The sequence below is a fragment of the Candidatus Rokuibacteriota bacterium genome, from assembly GCA_016209385.1.
Lineage (GTDB): Bacteria > Methylomirabilota > Methylomirabilia > Rokubacteriales > CSP1-6 > JACQWB01.
Genome location: JACQWB010000174.1, coordinates 1 through 13,880 on the forward strand (window position 1 = coordinate 1; position 13,880 = coordinate 13,880).

The 13,880-nt window shown below is 68.7% G+C and carries 13 protein-coding genes; all 13 read right to left on the minus strand.

The annotated features are described in order from the left end of the window. Positions 1-71: 71 nt before the first annotated feature. Entirely contained in the window at positions 72-917 is an 846-nt protein-coding gene (locus HY726_12140; protein ID MBI4609746.1) for a right-handed parallel beta-helix repeat-containing protein, read from the minus strand. A 9-nt stretch (positions 918-926) separates the two neighbouring features. After that, entirely contained in the window at positions 927-1,802 is an 876-nt protein-coding gene (locus HY726_12145; GenBank protein MBI4609747.1) for a diaminopimelate epimerase, read from the minus strand. After that, a complete protein-coding gene (locus HY726_12150) occupies positions 1,799-2,593 on the minus strand; it encodes a glycosyltransferase (protein ID MBI4609748.1) in 795 nt (264 codons plus the stop codon). Before HY726_12150 ends, HY726_12145 begins: the two co-directional genes overlap by 4 nt. Before the next feature lie 105 nt (positions 2,594-2,698). Further along, the gene (locus tag HY726_12155) at positions 2,699-3,823 is read right to left on the minus strand and encodes a citrate synthase (protein ID MBI4609749.1); all 1,125 of its coding nucleotides are present in this window, start codon (positions 3,821-3,823) and stop codon (positions 2,699-2,701) included. 198 nt (positions 3,824-4,021) lie between these two features. Then, positions 4,022-5,509, minus strand: coding sequence for a long-chain fatty acid--CoA ligase (locus HY726_12160; protein ID MBI4609750.1), 1,488 nt, complete (start codon positions 5,507-5,509; stop codon positions 4,022-4,024). After that, a complete protein-coding gene (locus HY726_12165) occupies positions 5,506-6,372 on the minus strand; it encodes a hypothetical protein (protein MBI4609751.1) in 867 nt (288 codons plus the stop codon). The genes HY726_12160 and HY726_12165 overlap by 4 nt, the downstream gene beginning before the upstream one ends. A 10-nt stretch (positions 6,373-6,382) precedes the next feature. Beyond that, positions 6,383-6,889 carry a thioredoxin family protein gene (locus tag HY726_12170; protein MBI4609752.1) on the minus strand — a complete coding sequence of 169 codons (507 nt, stop codon included), beginning with the start codon at positions 6,887-6,889 and terminating at the stop codon, positions 6,383-6,385. A gap of 12 nt (positions 6,890-6,901) precedes the next feature. Further along, positions 6,902-7,480, minus strand: coding sequence for a hypothetical protein (locus HY726_12175; GenBank protein ID MBI4609753.1), 579 nt, complete (start codon positions 7,478-7,480; stop codon positions 6,902-6,904). A gap of 347 nt (positions 7,481-7,827) precedes the next feature. Further along, positions 7,828-9,153, minus strand: coding sequence for an insulinase family protein (locus HY726_12180; protein ID MBI4609754.1), 1,326 nt, complete (start codon positions 9,151-9,153; stop codon positions 7,828-7,830). Next, entirely contained in the window at positions 9,150-10,280 is a 1,131-nt protein-coding gene (locus HY726_12185; protein MBI4609755.1) for an ABC transporter permease, read from the minus strand. Before HY726_12185 ends, HY726_12180 begins: the two co-directional genes overlap by 4 nt. 126 nt (positions 10,281-10,406) lie before the next feature. After that, complete coding sequence (locus tag HY726_12190; protein ID MBI4609756.1) at positions 10,407-11,375, minus strand: ABC transporter ATP-binding protein; 969 nt, start codon at positions 11,373-11,375, stop codon at positions 10,407-10,409. 9 nt (positions 11,376-11,384) lie between these two features. Then, positions 11,385-12,536 carry an efflux RND transporter periplasmic adaptor subunit gene (locus HY726_12195; protein ID MBI4609757.1) on the minus strand — a complete coding sequence of 384 codons (1,152 nt, stop codon included), beginning with the start codon at positions 12,534-12,536 and terminating at the stop codon, positions 11,385-11,387. After that, entirely contained in the window at positions 12,533-13,837 is a 1,305-nt protein-coding gene (locus HY726_12200) for an insulinase family protein (GenBank protein MBI4609758.1), read from the minus strand. Before HY726_12200 ends, HY726_12195 begins: the two co-directional genes overlap by 4 nt. Between the last annotated feature and the right edge of the window lie 43 nt (positions 13,838-13,880).

Sequence of the window (13,880 nt, forward strand, 5' to 3'; positions counted from 1 at the left end):
ACAATATCAATTACATACGATGCGACTTCTGAGTCGAGGCTCCACCGCACAGTGCTCGATCGACTTGTTATTTATTTTCGCCAGGCGTCGCGCTGCATCAGCGGGTACGGGTCCTCCCCGCTACCGCTGATGCGGTAGGGCGTGTCGCCGATCCCGTCGCCGTTGGCGTCCCGACCCTGATAGTCGTCCCAGAAGTTCCCCTGCCTGAGCTCGGGCGAGTACCAGAAGCCGGCGCCGGTGTCGTCGAGGGCGTTCGGCGAGTTGCCGGCGATCGTGTTGTGGTAGATCCGGTTGTCGCGGCAGTCCACGAGCCAGACGCCCTGGTTGGCGTTGCCGACGATCTGGTTCCGCCTGATCACGTTCCGCGTGGACTGGACCATGAAGATCCCGTAGCCGCCCGGGCTCCGGTAGTAGGAGCGGCTGATCGTGTTCCCCTCGACGCGGTTTGCATGGGACTGCGCGATGTGGAGGCCGTAGACATTTTCCCGCACGGTCGCTCCCGTCACGCTGGTGTCTTGAGCCTCGCGGAGGTAGATCCCGTAGAAGCTCTGGTCGGCCTGCACCGCCTGGATGCGCACGCCCTGGACCCGATCCACGAAGATGGCGGTCCCGAAGTTCTCGACGCGGCCGTTCCTGACGACGACGTTCTTCGCCGTGACGCGGATCCCGACGCTCGAGAGCTGAGGCTGGGGCCACGTCCAGGCTCCGAGCCCGGGACCCCTGAGGGTCTTCCCCCCGAGGTCCAGCGTGACGCCGTCGCGGCTGACGCTGAGCCCGTCCCCGGGGCAGGCCAGCTCCTGGTTGAGCGTGACGTCCCGGGTGATGACGCTCCCGCATCGAACGGCCTCAGGCTGGCCCAGGGCTGGGCCCGCAGAAGCCAGGAGAAGCCCCACGAGGAGGACGGCGCGCGGGAGCATGGGCGAGCGTCAGGGGATCGGAGTTCCCGCCTTGAGGGCTGCGACGAGCTCCGGCGAGAGCGTCCCGCTGCAGACCTCTTCCACCGGCCCGTCGAGACGGAGCGACCAGTCGCGACGGACCTCGACCACCAGCTCGCCTCCCGGCATCACGACCCGCACCCGCCCGTGATCGCAGAGCCCGTTCTTCACGGCGGCGGAAGCGACGGCGCACGAGGAGGAGCCCGAGGCGAGGGTGAAGCCGGCGCCGCGCTCCCAGATCAGGATCGCGACCCGGTCGCGCGCCTCCACCCTGGCGAACTGGACATTGGTCCGGTTCGGGAAGGCGGGATGGTGCTCGATGAGCGGGCCGAGGCGCCTCACCTCGGCCTCGTCGAGCCGCTCGGTGAAGATCACGCAGTGCGGGTTCCCCACCGAGAGCGCCGTGATCCGAAGAAAGTGGTCGTTCACCTGCAGCGGGACGCGCACGACCTCCCGGTCCGGGCCGTTCATGGGGATATCAGGAGCCCGAAACGTCGCCTGCCCCATCTCGACCGTCACCGAGGCGACTCGGCCGCCGGCGACGTGGCACTGGCACTCGACCACGCCGCCTTTGGTCTCGACGCTGAACCCGGGGCGCTTCGCGTGGCCGTGCTCGTAGAGGTACTTGGCAAAGATCCTGACGCCGTTCCCCGACTTCTCGGCCTCGCTCCCGTCGGGGTTGAAGATCCTGAGACCGAAGTCTGCGTTGGCGGCGTCGACGAGCAGGAGGACCCCGTCCGAGCCGATCCCCCAGTTCCTGTGGCAGAGCCTCCGGACGGCGAGGGGCGTCAGCGGGAAGTCCAGGTCTCTCCCGTTCAGCACCAGGTAGTCGTTGCCGAGGCCGTGTCCCTTGACGAAGGGGATCATCGAAGCTTGGAGACCCAGTCGCCCAGCCGCTCCTGCGGCGTGCGCACGTCGCAGGGAAGCCGATGCGCCCATTTCCTGGCGAAGCGGGCCCAGGCCTCCCGCCGCTGCACCAGCTCGTCCCCGTTCCAGGCCGCCTCACCGGCCAGGCTCATCCGCGTCCGCCCCCCGTGGTGGACGAACGGCGCGTTCACGACCACGCAACGCCGCCCGTGCTCGCGCACCTCGAACGAGAGGTCTTTGTCGTAGCCGTGAAAGAAGCCGTACCCCTCGTCGACGCCGCCCAGCTCTTCCAGGAGACTCCGGCGGATGAAGAGGCATACCCCGTCCACCACCGCCACTTCCGCCATCGGGTCCCGGAGTGTCGGAGCGTCAGCAAGGCAGTGGACGATGGTCCGCCCGGCGTACCGGCCGTCACGCCGGACCCGCTTCGCCCCGTACAGACCTGCCAGCCCCACCGACGGATCGGATTCGAGCGCCTCGACGAGCCGCTCGAGCCACCGCGGATCCCGCATCTCGGTATCGTTGTGCAGAAAGCAGACGAACTCGCCGGGGGCAAGTCGCCAGCCCTGGTTCAGCGCCTTGATCAGGCCCAGGTTTCCAGCGTTCCGGCGGTAGCTAAGAGGATAGGGATAGGCGAAGGACCGGAAGAACTCGCCCGTTGCGTCGGTCGAGCCGTTGTCGACGACGACCAGATCGAGCGGCACCGTCGTCGCGCGAAGGCTCTCGAGACAGCCGCGCGTGAGGGCGAGCTGATTGAAGACCGGGATCACCACGCTCACCCGCGTGATCATTCTCGGCTCCCTGTGTCGCAGCTAGCCCTGTTCGGGCGCCGGCTCCGCCGGCGCAATCGTTGGGGGGAGGAATCGGAAGGGGGGCGAAGCCCCCCTCCGAGGTTTTTAGCGCTGGTCGATGGGGACGTAGCTGGCGCTGGTGGGCCCGGTGTAATCGGCGCGTGGCCGGATGAGCCGGTTGTGGGCGTGCTGCTCCAGGACGTGGGCGGACCAGCCGGCGACCCGGCTGACGGCGAAGATCGGGGTGAACTGGTCCGGCCGGATCCCCATGATGCTGTACGCCGCGCCCGAGTAGAGGTCCACGTTGGGGTAGATGTGCTTCTCCTCCGTGACCACCCGTGCCACCGTGTTGAGGATCTCCACGTAGTGGGTGTCGCCCGTCTGGTGGCCCAGCTCGGTGGCCAGGCGCCGGAGGTGCTTGGCCCGGGGGTCCTCGACCCGATAGACCCGGTGGCCGAAGCCCATGACGCGGACCTTATCGGCCAGGGCCTTCCGGATCCACACCTCGGCTCGGGGTGGCGTCTTGATCTGCGCCACCATGTGCATCACCTGCTCGTTGGCGCCACCGTGGAGGGGACCCTTGAGCGCCCCGATGGCCGAGGTGATCGCCGAGTGGAGGTCGGAGAGGGTCGCGGCGGTGACCCGAGCGGCGAAAGTGGACGCGTTGAACTCGTGGTCAGCGTGGAGGATCAGGGCGACGTCGAGCGTCTTGCTGGCGAGGTCGCTCGGCTTCTTGCCGAACATCATGTAGAGGCAGTTGGCCGCCAGGTTGAGCCTCGGATCGGGGGCCACGAGCGGCTTGCCGCGCCGGATGCGGTCCCAGGCCGCGACCACCGTTGGCATCTGCGCGGTGAGCCGGACGGCCTTGCGGAGGGTCGCCTCGCGCGAGTTGTCCCCAGCGTCGGGGTCGAACGCCGCGAGCGCCGAGACCCCGGTCCGGAGCACCTCCATGGGGGTGGTCGTCCTGGGGAGCGCCTTCAGCATGGCGATCAGCCGGGGCGGGAGCCTCCGCGCCCGCGTCAGAGCCCGACGGTGGGCGTCAAGCTCTTTCCGGGACGGAAGCGCGCCATGCCAGAGGAGGTAGACGACCTCCTCAAAGGTGGATTGGGCGACGAGATCGTCGATGTCGAAGCCGCGGTACAGCAGTCGGCCCTGGTGGCCGTCGATGAAGCAGATCTCAGAGGTGGAAACGACAACGTCTTCGAGGCCGGCCTTGGTTACAGTCGTCATGGCTCCTCCCCCCGTGACGCCTTTTTGTACCACACCCCGCTCGCCCTCTTCAAGGCGCGCCCCGATCCCTCGGCCGACTGCCCGGCTCCTACCTCCCGAGGTATGCCTGCTTGATCAGGCCGTTGGCGAGGAGCGCGTCGCGCGAGCCCTGAAGGACGATACGCCGGTTCTCGAGCACGTAGCCCTCCTCCTGTTTCCTCATCGGCCCCGGAGCTCCTTCTTGAGGATCTTTCCCGTGGGGCTCTTGGGAAGCGCGGGGATGAACTCCACGGCGTCGGGGACCTTGTAGGAGGCAATCTTGTCCCGGCAGAAGGCGCGCACCGTATCCGCGTCCGCGCGCATCCCTTCCCTCAGGACGACAAACGTCCTGACGGCTTCTCCCCGGACCGGGTCCGGCATCCCCACCACCGCCGCCTCCCTCACCGCCGGATGACGGAACAGAATCTCCTCCACCTCGCGCGGGAACACCTTGAAGCCCGCCACGTTGATCATGTCCTTGACGCGGTCGACGACGTAGTAGTAGCCATCCGGATCCCGGTAGCCGATGTCGCCCGAGTGGAGCCAGCCGTTCCGCACCGCCTGCGCCGTCGCCTCCGGGTTCCGGAAGTACCCCTTCATGACGTTGGGCCCCTTGATGACGATCTCGCCCAGTTCGCCGTCCGGCAGTTCGTTCCCGTTCTCGTCGACCACCTTCATCTCCACGTTCTCGATGGGCGTCCCGATCGAGCCCGGCTTGTGCCGGGTCTCGTGGTTGTAGGACGCAAACGGCGAGCACTCGGTGAGGCCGTAGCCCTGGTGGATCCAGTGGCCGGTGGTCTCGTGCCAGCGCTGCTCCACGTCCTCCGGGAGCATCGCGGCGGCGGAGAAGCAGAGGCGGAGCGGGGCGAGGTCGTACTTTGCCAGGCCCGCGTTGAGCAGGAGGATGTACATGGTGGGGACCGCGTAGAGGAGGCTGATCCGCTCCCGCCCGATGGCGGCCAGGAACTCCTCCGCGACGAAGCGTTCCTGGACGACCAGGGTGCCGCCTGCGGTGGCCAGCGCGTTCATGACGAAGTTCTGGCCGAAGCAGTGGAACAGCGGGAGCGCGCACAGGCCCCGGTCCTCCGGCGTCATCCTGAGGTGGTGGACGGTGGCGTAGGCGTTCGAGATGACGTTGGCGTGAGTCAGCATGACGCCCTTCGGGCGGCCGGTCGTCGCCGACGTGTAGAGGATCGCCGCGGTCTCGTCGCGGTCGAGGTCCAGGGCGCGGAAGGCCGGGTCACCCCTGAGTCCCGCGAAATCCACGGCGTCTCCGACCGGCGAGCCGACCCGGATCAGGTGGCGGACGGACGGGACGCTCGCTCTCGGGGGGAGGTTCCCGGCCACCGGGTCGGCCGTCACCACCCCCGCGACCTCGCCGTCCTGGCACAGGTAGGCAAGCTCGTCGGCCTTGTAGGTCACGTTGAGCGAGAGGGGGACGAGGCCGGTCTTCTGGGCCGCGTAGTAGGTCAGGACGAACTCGGGCCAGTTGGGCAGGTGAAGCCCGAGCCTCTCGCCGGGCTTGAGTCCAAGCCCCCGGAGCCCGGAGGCCAGCGCCGAGGCCTCCCGGTCCAGCTCCCGGTAGGTCCAGCGCCGGCCCCTGAAGACGAGCGCCGGGCGGTCCGCGAAGTAGAAGGCCGACCGTTCAAGCATCTGCGCCACGTTCATGACGTAGCCCTCCCGGGGAGCGGCGAGCGCGTGGGAGCGACGAGCGAAGCGACGAAATGATACATCGCGAACGCTTCCAGCGCGAATGCGGGGAACCCGAGGTAGCCGAGCACCGGCATCTCGAAGAGCTTCGCCTCGGCCCAGTAGGGCACCGTGTAGGTCCACCGGATGAGCGCCCAGTAGTTCCAGAACTCCCAGAGGATGCCACAGATCGTCCCGCTGCCGAGGAGGGCGGCCAGGGTCCGATAGTCACCGGTCTGGATCTCCCTGAGCCACGACCGGCTCCCGCGCCAATAGTTGAGGGGCTCCAGGAGGAGCGCGTAGGCGACCCACACCAGCGGAACCAGCCACGCCGAGACCACGAGGAGCGGGAGCAGCGCCGCGACCGCGCCGAGCACGACGGAGAGCCGGAGCGCCCACGCGGGCACCCGGATCGCCCGAAGGCCCACCAGCCGAGCGAAGACCCGCGCCTTGAGCAGCTCGGCGGTAAGGAAGAGGCCGGGAAAGATCGTTGCAAAGGCCCAGTCATAGCCGACGCGACGCAGGAACGGGTTGGGCTCGAGGTTGTGGTAGTGCCACCAGAGCCCCTCGAGCGCCGCCCCGCCCCGCCAGAAGCGCGGCGCGTTGTAGAACTCGAAGAGCCACCAGGAGCTGACCGATGCCAGGACCACGAGGACCAGCTCCAGGCGACGGGTGGTCAGGTAGGAGTCGCCGGTCCAGCGCGCGACGAGGCCGTCCGCGAGGAGGATGTACCCGGTCCAGACGAGGGGCGTGAACCACTCCCCCACGAGCCGGTTTCCCGCGAAGAGAAGGCTCTCCGCGAGAGCAAGGACGACGAGGCCGATCCAGCCGTGGACCGGCACGGCGTGTCCCCTACACGTTCATGAGGCCTCGCACCTCGTCGACGACTGCCTGCCGCCAGTCCTCCAGGTGCTCGGCGCGGAGGGCCCGGCGCACCTCGAGCATTTTCTGCTCGATGACCTCGGTGACCTTCGGCGGGCGCTCGATGAAGCGCGCGATCTCGTTCATGTTCTCGTCGAAGAAGGCAAACACGGGGATGGATCGGTACAGCCCCCGGTTCAGGTACTGGTCCATCAGGTCCGGATTCTGGTCGCGGAGGAAAACGCGCATCTCGACGTCGCGGAGCCCCTCCACCAGCCTGGCGAGGACGGGAAAGTTGTAGAGCGCGTCGCCGCACCAGTCCTCGGTGATCACGACGACGTTGAGCTTCTTCCCCCCGAGCTTCTTCACCGCCTCGCGGTCTTCGGAGCTGATCTTGATCTCCTGCAGGAACTGGAGGAACTTCTCTTTGTTGGTGCCCATCTGATCCAGGTACTGCTGGAACGTCATCCCCTGCCGAAACCGTTCCTTCGTGACCATCGCGTCTCCTCCTCACCGCATGGCTGAAAGGTCCACCGTGAAACGCGCGACGTCCTTGCGCTCCAGGTCTCGCACGAGGAGCGTGACCCGCGCCGTGGGGCGGAGGCCCTCGGTCGGGAACGAGTAGAGGCAGCGCGCGAGGTAGCGTCCGCTCTCCAGGCGCAGGGCCGTCCGCTCGTTCTGGACGAACGCGGGCTTGACCTCCTCGCGGTCTGGGAGCACGAGAACCGGCGCGTACCAGCGGGCGAAGTCAACCCGGTTCCCGTGGAGCTTCACGGAGAAGAGAATCCGCCCCTTGTTCTCGTTGAGCAGCGACTCGACCTCCCGCGGCTTGAGCATCTCGTTCTTGAAGGCCGCGTTCCGGGCGGCCAGGGCGAGACGGTAGAAGGGTGTCATGACCGTGAGGGACTCGCCGTTCGGGTTCACGAGCTGCCACTCGCTGCCCAACTCCTCGGCGACCACGCTCCGCTGGCCCACCCGGATCGCCTCCCGGGTCTCCTCGGGCGTGAGCGAGAACGACGCCGCCGAGAGCGGAGCACTTCCGATGAGACAGGCGAGCGACACGGCGACGGCGACAGACCGACAACGCATGGCCACCACATTGTACCAGCCTCGCGGCCGCGCACTGGACTACCTTCGCTCATGAGTCGGCACCGTGCCCTCGAGCGCCCACCCACGCCTCCGGCGTGGGTACCCGGCCGGCGCAACTAACTCGGGCCTCGCCTCGTGGCTCATTTACTCGGGCCTCGCCTCGTCGCTGGCACCGGCGATGAAACTGCCGGCGCCGAAGCGCCTCGGCTCGAACTGCCATGCCTGTGGCTCGTCGGGAGCCCCTCGGCTCGAACTGCACGGGGGGAAGTTCGGAAGGGGCGGGTACCCGCGCCACACCCGCGCGGTAGCGCGGGGGGTCGGCGTGGGTGCGCCCCCTCCGAGGAAGCTCATGGCTTCTCGGCCGTTTCCCCCACCCTCACGCTGGACAGCGTGACCGGATCGAGGTAGAGCCGGGCGGCACGCAGCACATCGGTCGCGCTGACCCTCTTCACGCGCTCCCTGAAGCGGTCCGGGTAATCCAGGCCCAACCCCAGCTCCTCGACCGTGACGAGCAGGTTTGCAAGCTCCGCCGACGTGTCCATCCGCAGCGGGAGGCTCCCGATCAGGTACGCCTTCGCCAGCGCCAGCTCCGCATCCGAGACAGCCTCCCTGCCCATCCGCGCGAGCTCCGCCCGGACCATCCCGAGCGCGCGGTCCACGCCGTCGGTGCGGGTCTGGAGGCTCACGGCGAAGGAGACGCCGTAGCGCCCGACGGACAGATGGCTCCCCACCCAGTAGGCGAGCCCGGCCTCGTCGCGCACCTTCGTGTAGAGGCGGGAGGCGGACCCGCCGCCGAGGATGTAGCTTGCGACCCGGAGCGGGTAGTAGTCGGGATGGTCGTGAGGAATGACGGGACGCCCCAGGTAGACCGTCGCCTGCGTCAGCGGGCGGCGGACCGTCGCGGTCTGGATCGGTGGCGCGACGGGGGGTGGCGGCACCCGGGGTGCGGGGTCGCGCGGGTCAGACCACCCGCCGAGGCGGGCGGCGAGCTCGCGCAGGATCTCCTCGCGCCTCACGTCCCCGACCACCGTCACGACCAGCGCGTCCGGTCGGTAGTGGCGCCGGTAGAACCCCACGACGTGGTCGCGCGTCAGCTTGCCGACCGAGACTTCGGTGCCGGCTACCGGATGGCCATAGGCATGCCCCGGATAGAGGAGCGCGTTCAGCGCACGCCCCGCGACGCTCTCCGGGTCGTCCTCCGACCGGCGGATGGCCGCCTGGATCTCCTTGACCCTCCGCGTGAGCTCCGCCTCGGGGAACGACGGCTCGCGCAGGAGCTCGGCCAGCAGGTCGAGGCCGAGAGCGAGGTCCTTTTTCAGCACCGAGAGCGACACCGTGACGCCATCGCGCCCGGCCTCGGCGCCGAGGCTCCCGCCGACAAACTCGATGGCCTCGTCGAGCTGCGGTCCCGTCCGCCGGCTGGTCCCTCGGGTCAGGAGCGCGGCGGTCAGGTTGGCGAGCCCAGGGTGGTCAGGCGGGTCGAAGGCCGACCCCGCCCGCACGTAGGCGCGGGCGACGACGATCGGAATGCCGGGGCGCTCGGAGAGCAGGAGGACGATCCCGTTGGGCAGGACCTCGCGGCGCACGTTCAGCAGCGCGGCCGGGGCCGATGCGGCGAGGAGCACAGGAATCAGGAGCGCTCCCGCGAGGCGTCGCATGAGCCGGGCGCTCAATCCAGCGACTTCCTGAAGCGCAGCACGGCGAGCGTGAAGATGATCGCCCCGAAGGCGAGCAGCGGCAGCACGTTCGGCCAGAGGTAGTCGATCCCGACGCCCTTGAGGACGATGCCCCGGACGATGCGCAGGTAGTAGGTGAGCGGGATGATCGCGGCGAGATACTGGGCGCCGACGGGCATCCCCTCGATAGGGAAGAGGAGGCCCGAGAGGTAGATGGAGGGCAGGAACGTGAGGAAGGAGAGCTGCATGGCCTGGGGAACGGTGCGCGCCGCCGTCGAGACGTAGATCCCGATCCCGAGCGTCCCCCACATGAAGACCAGGGACAGCGTGTAGAGGAGCGGGAGGCTCCCGCGGATCGGCACGTCGAAGACGTAGTGCGCCACGACGAGCGCCATCGTCATCTGCCCGTAGGCCACAAGCAGGTTGGGGATGATCTTCCCGAGCATCAGCTCCCAGCGCCGGATCGGGCTGACGATGAGCGCCTCCAGCGTCCCCTTCTCGCGCTCCCGCACCACCGTGACGGCCATGGCTGTGATCGTGGTCTGCATGAGCAGCGCGCCGATGAGTCCCGGCACGATGAAGATGGCGCTGACCAGGTCGGGGTTGTACCAGGCCCGGACCCGGAAGTCCACCGGCGGCTCGTCCAGCCGGCGGAGGAGCGCCGTTCCCTCGAGGTTCCGCGAAAGGACCTGGATCGATCGCTGGAGCCCGAGTGAGGTCGCGGCGTTGATGGCCGAGGTCGCCACCATGGGATCGGAGGCGTCCACGATCACCTGGATCTCGGCCGCCTGGCGGGCGAGGCGCCTGGCGTAGTCGGGCGGGATCACCACGCCGACCTTGGCGTTTCCCTCGTCGATCAGCCGGGTCAGCTCGCCATGGCTCCGCGCCCAGTGGGTGAGGTCGAAGTACTGGCTGTTGACCAGGGCCTCCAGGAGCGTCCGAGCCTCCACGCTCCCGGACTGGTCGAGGACGACCGTCGGGACGTGCTTGACGTCGGTGTTGATCGCCCAGCCGAAGATGAAGAGCATGACGACCGGAACGAACAGGGCGAGGGTCACCGCGAGCGGATCGCGCCGGAGGTGGATGAACTCCTTGGCGATCATGCCGTAGAGCCGCGACCCCATGCGCTAGATCATCGGAGGGGGCCTCGACGGCCCCCTCCGAAGCCTCCCCCGGAGCTGGCGCGGGCAGAGCCCGCGCTCGAAGGATGCATGAGGACAATGCCACCGCAGCCGTATTTGAGCATCCTGCTAGACCGTCACCGCGCGGAGCTGCTCCCGCAGCCGGGCCTTGCGCTCGACGTCCACGAAGGAGACGAACAGGTCCTCGACGGAGGGCTCGACCGCGTTGGCCCAGACGACGGACACGCCGCGGGTCCGGAGATAGGCGCCCACGTCCTCTGCCGTCCGGTGCTCGTCGGCCAGGATGACCCGCACCCGCGCGCCGACCCGGATCGCCTCCTCCACCGCGTCCCACTCGCGCAGGAGATCCAGGGCGCGCCGGAGGTCCGCTGTCTCGGCCTCGACCACGGGCTTGCGAAAGGTCTCGCTCTTGATCGCCGCCGGGGTCCCCTGGGCGATCAGCTTGCCCTGGTAGATGAAGCCGAGCGTGTCGCAGAGCTCGGCCTCGTCCATGTAGTGCGTGGTGACCACGACGGTGATCCCCTCCTCGACGAGGCGGCGGATCAGCCCCCAGAAGTTCCGCCGCGACACGGGATCGACGCCCGCAGTCGGCTCGTCGAGGAACACCAGGCGGGGGCGGTGAACCATCGAGCAGGCCAGGGCCAGGCGCTGGCGGTAGCCCCCCGAGAGGAACGCCGCCCGCTTCTTCTCCTGCCCTGCGAGGTCGGAGAGGCGGACCATCTGCTCGACCCGGCTGTCGCGCTCGGCCCGCGGCACCATGTACACGCGCGCGTAGAAGGTCAGGTTCTCCTCCGCCGTCAGGTCGTCGTAGAGGGAGAACTTCTGGGACATGTAGCCGATGGCTGACTTCACCCTCTCGGGCTCGGCGATCAGGTCGATGCCGAGGACCGTGCCGCCCCCCTCGGAGGGGGCCAGGATGCCGCAGAGCATCCGGAGGGTCGTCGACTTCCCTGCGCCGTTCGGGCCGAGAAAGCCGTAGAGCTCGCCGCCCCTCACGGCGAGATCGAGGTGGTCGACGGCGGTGAGCTTACCGAACCGCCGCGTCAGCCCCCGGGTCACCACTGCGTGATCATCCACGGAGTGCCCTCACAGGACGATCTCGGCGTCGGCCGGCATACCCGGCTTGAGGATCCCTTCGGGGTTGCTCACCTCGATCTTGATACGGAAGACCAGGTTCACGCGCTCCTTCCGGGTCTGAACATTCTTCGGGGTGAACTCGGCCTCGGAGGCGATCTCGACGATCGTGCCGGAGAACACCCGGTCCCTGAACGCGTCGATCTTGATCCGGGCCGCCTGCCCCACCTTGATCCGGCCGATGTCGGCCTCGGGAACGTAGGCGCGGAGCCAGAGGTCGTTCGGGTCCACGAGGGTCAGGATCGCGACGCCGGGGTTGGCGGTCTCGCCGACCTCCAGGTTCTTCCGCAGCACGACACCGGTGATCGGTGACGCGATCTCGGTTTCCTGCAGGCGGCTCAGCGCGAGGCTCAGCGCGGCCTGGGCCTGCCTCACCTGGGCCCGCGCCGCCTCCACCTGGTGCGGCCGGGGCCCGGCGAGGAGCAGGTTCAGCCGATCCTCGGCGGCCTTGAGCTGGGCGCGCGCCGCCTCCACCTGGTGCGGCCGGGGCCCCGCCAGGACCAGCTCGAGATGCTCCCGCGCAGACCGCTCCTGCGCCACCGCGACGTCGTACGCCTGGCGCGCACGATCGACATCCTGGGCTGCGATCAGCTCCTTCCTGAACAGCTCCTCCGCCCGCTTGAAGTCGCGCTCGGTCCACTCGCGGGTGGCACTGGCGCTCCGGAAGTTTTGCCGCGCCTGCTCGATCTCTTCCCGGCGCGAGCCCGCGAGGAGGTCGTGGAGCTGGGCCCTCGCGCGCTCGACGGTGGCGCGGGCCTCTTCGATCTCCTCCTTCCGCGCCCCGGCCAGGAGGTCCTGAAGCTGGGCCTCGGCGTTCCTGACTGCCGCCTCCTGACGCTGCGCCTCGGCCCGGACCTCCTCGTCGTCCAGCCGGACGAGGAGCCGGCCCCGCGTCACGCGCTCCCCCTCGCGCGTGAGGAGCGCCACGATGCGGCCCGCGTACTTCGGGCTCACCTGGACCTGGGTGGCCTCGATCGTGCCTGTCACGAGAAGGGACGCGAACGGACCGCGCTGGTTCAGGACCCGCGCCGCAAAGGCGCCCGCGACCGCGAGCAGGACAACGCCCAGGCCGATGGCGAGGCCGCGGAGGCGTCGCGGGATCACGGCTGCCTCGGAGCGGGCGTCGCTCCGGGAGGGAGCGGAAGGAGGACCCCGACGTTGCGGCGGTCGTCCGCGAAGTAGCGCCGCGCGACCCGCTTCAGGTCCTCGGCGCCCACGGCGCGGATCCCGGGGACGAAGCCGTCGAGCCGGCGCCAGCCCCCGATCAGCTCGAAACGCGCCAGGAGCGAGGCCCGCCGGTGGATCGAGTCCTGCTGGAACACGAACCCGGCCTCGACCTGGTTCTTGGCGCGGGCGAGCTCCACCTCCGACACCCCCTCGCTCTTGAGCCGCTCCACCTCCTGCATCAGAGCCGCCTCGACCTTGTCAATCGGCTGGCCCGGGAGCGCCGTCGCGTAGAACCAGAAGAGGTTCGGATCGACGGAAAAGTAGGAGTAGTCGCCGCCGGCGTTCAGCGCGAGCTGCTGCTCGTACACGAGCCGCTTGTAGAGGCGGGAGGCGCGGCCTTCGGAGAGGATCACGGAGAGGAGCTCCAGCGCGAAGGCGTCGGGTGAAGCGAAGTTGGGGACCGGATACCCGACGAAGATCACGGGGAGCTGCGCGCTCTTCCTGACCGTGACCCGGCGCTCGCCGTTCTGGGGTGGCTCTGACGCCTTAACGGGCGGCGGGTTCGGGCCACGCGGAATGACGCCGAACTGCCGTTTGATCTTCTCGAGCAGCTCGGGCGCGCTGAAGTCGCCCACGGCGACGATGAGAGCGTTGTTCGGCACGTAGTAGGTCCGGTAGAACGCCCGAACCTCGTCCGGCGCGACCCGCCGCAGGTCCTCCATCCATCCGATGATCGGCCACCCGTACGGGTGCGCCTTGAAGGCGATCGCCGCCAGTTCCTCGCCGAGGAACCCCTCGGGGGCGTCCTCGGTCCGGGTCCGCCGTTCCTCCATCACCACCTGACGCTCGGTCTCGATCGCCTGCGCATCCAGCACGAGGTTCCGCATCCTGTCGGCCTCGAGCGCCAGCACCAGGTCGATCTTGTCGGCCGCGATGGTGACGAAGTAGGCGGTGTGGTCCTGGGTGGTGAAGGCGTTGTCCTGGCCGCCGTTCTGCTCGATCAGGCGTGCGTACATCCCCGGTCCGTACGTCGGCGTCCCCTTGAACATCATGTGCTCGACCAGGTGGGCGAGCCCCGTCGCGCCTGGCAACTCGTTGCGCGAGCCCACACGGTACCAGACCTGGAACGACACGAGCGGGCTGCGGCGATCTTGGAGGAGGAGGATCCGGAGGCCGTTGTCGAGCGTGGTCTCGAGGACGTCGGCGGCGGCCCAGACTGCTCCCGCTCCCGCGAGCAGCGCCAGCACCGTGATCAGGACGCGGAGGAGCGCTTTCACGGAC